We start from the raw sequence: 2,484 nt of genomic DNA, 5'->3' as shown, positions 1-2,484 counted from the left end.
ACCGCCGATGAGCACGTCATTGCCCGCGTCACCATTGATGATGTCGTTACCGCCCAAGCCGTTCAGGATGTCGTTGCCAGCACCTCCGCTGGCAATGTCGTCGCCTGTCGTGCCGGTCCAGATGTCGACACCGGCGGTACCGACAAACACATCACCGACCACTGTCGTAGCGGCAGAGGTGACTCGCTCAAGTGTGCCGAGGTCATCGGTGTAACTCGCAACGATACGCAGTTGCTGACCGACCAGTGTCGGGGTGAGCGCGAGGGTCGTGCCCGTCTCGCCGACGATGTCGGCAAAGATCGCACCGTTCCCCGCCTGCCACTGATGGGTAATCACCGAGGTCGTGGTCCCGTTGGCGTCGGTGAACGCATCCGTGGCGGTCAAGGTCGAGCCTTCCGTCGGGGTCGTGTCGCTGATCAGCACCGTTCCGACCGGCAGGAAGTTGACGGTGCCGGTACCGGCCGCCGTGATCGGTGCGGTCGGCGCCGAGAACACCTCCTCCAGCACGCCATTGGCGTCCTTGTAGACCGCCCTGACGCGCAGAGCCAGTCCGGTTGGCACGACGAGTTGCGGGATAGCCGGCACGGCACCGATGAGGGTCGCCGGTGGTGGGACCCTGAGTTCCGTGCCCACCGTGACAGTCAGACCCTCCGCGCGCGCGACCTCGCCGGCGGCAAAGAAGGTGATGTCTTCGAAGACGCCCGAGCCTGGGCTTGGTTCGAACTGCCAGAAGAAACTGATGGGGCTGGTGATCGCGCCACCGGTCGCGGTATTGTCGGCATCAGAGATGTCTGCCGCCGATACCGTCAGCGTCTGGCCGACGGCGGGCGTGGCATCGTCGATCGTCAGCGAACCGACTGGCGCCGAGTTCAAACCGCCAAGCACAATCGCCTGATCGGTGAATTGCAACCGCTCGATATTGCTGAGGGTGTCGATCCCGTCCCTGCYAGCGACACTGTCGGTGACCGTAACGGTGCCGTTGACGTTTTCGACCACGGTGTAATCCGCAAAATTGCCGGAGTACAGCGCCGTATCGAAGTCGGGACCGGGCGCCGTCAGAATCTCGCGGACGACCTGGAGCTGACCGGGGTTATAGGTGCCGTTCAACATCAGCGGGACCAGCGGTGTCATGTTGTCGAAGCTGGCGATTTCCGGCCCGGTGCCATCGATGTTCTGCCGCACGCTGATGCGCACGTTGAGCCACTTGTCGCCGTCGATCAGGTCATCGCCGACCCGGCCTTCGATGACGTCGCTGCCGGCACCACCCAGGATAATGTTGCCCCCGTCGAACTTATCGTCGGCCGTCCCCCCGATACCGTCGGCACCGAATCCGGCGCTGCCGACGAACGCCCGCAGACCACTGATGAGGTCGAAGTTGGTGAGTACGCTGCCCGTGGCGCCAGCAATAGCGAGCGTTACCGCGGTGGAATCATCGCCAGTGAGGAAATCGGCGTGTGCCGATCCCGACAGCCCTTCCACCAGGTCCAACCGGGCAAGGATCGACGCAGTTGAACCAGGCACCTGCGGCTGATCGAAGAAGCGCAGACTGGAGTTGAGGCCAATGGTCACGCCGACCGGATCGTCCTTGTAGGTCGCCCAGTCGTAACCGGAGAACCCGATGAAACGGTCCGCCTCGCTAGGGCTGCCGATCATGATGTCATCACCGCCTTCCCCGTCGAAGTTATCCGGTCCGCCATCGCCCATGAAGACATCGTTGCCAATGATCGGATCGTTGCCGAATGGGTCGAAGTTGTCGCCGGCAACGCCATCGGCGGATCCGCCCTGGATCCAGTCGTCGCCTTCACCGCCGCGCGCGAACTCGTTCGCCTTGCTGCCGAGGATGAAGTCGTTGCCCAGGCCGCCACTGCTGTCGGCCGCGTCCTCGCCGGTGATGATGAAGTCCTGGCCGGCCTGGCCGAGGATCAGGTTCAGGCCGTTGCCGCCCTGGATGACGTCGTTGCCGTCCTCGCCGTGGATGACGTCGTCGCCGCCGATGTCGGTGATGATGTCGTCACCGGTACCGCCAAGGAGTTGGTCGTTACCGTAGCCGCCATCGATCCGGTCGTTACCGGCATCGCCATAGACCGTGTCATCGTCCGAGTCGCCGGCAATGAGGATATCGTTGCCGGCTGTGCCGCCGAGCACGACCGTATCGGCACCGGTGTAGTGCAGGTAGTTGGTATCCGGGCCCACTGTGCCGGGGTTGTCGCGGATCACCAGCGGTGTGAGGAAGTCACTGCGTGGTGAGCCAATCGGATGGTTCGACGGTCCAAAGGGATCGGCGGTGACTGGCAGATCATCGATCGTGCCGACGATGCCGTCGGGCCCGGCTACCACACTCGGGTTGTACTGACGCGTCTGGTCAATTTCCAGGGTAAAGGCCGGCGTCAGGAAAACCCTGGCCGAGAGGTGTGTTGCGTCGGTATTGGCCATGACCAGATTGGCGAACGTGTTGTTCTCAAGTTCCGCGCCAAAGTCCATCGA

1 protein-coding gene is annotated in these 2,484 nt (G+C 63.1%); it reads right to left on the bottom strand.

Going from position 1 to position 2,484, the window contains the following annotated elements:
• On the bottom strand, positions 1 to 2,484 hold a 2,484-nt coding region (locus tag ACXRVY_RS24030; RefSeq protein WP_458238430.1), incomplete at both ends, for a calcium-binding protein.

The organism is Pseudomonas sp. P5_A2_2, from assembly GCF_054177685.1.
The sequence above is the reverse complement of the archived record's forward strand: the minus strand, read 5'-3'. Positions and strand labels throughout refer to the sequence as shown.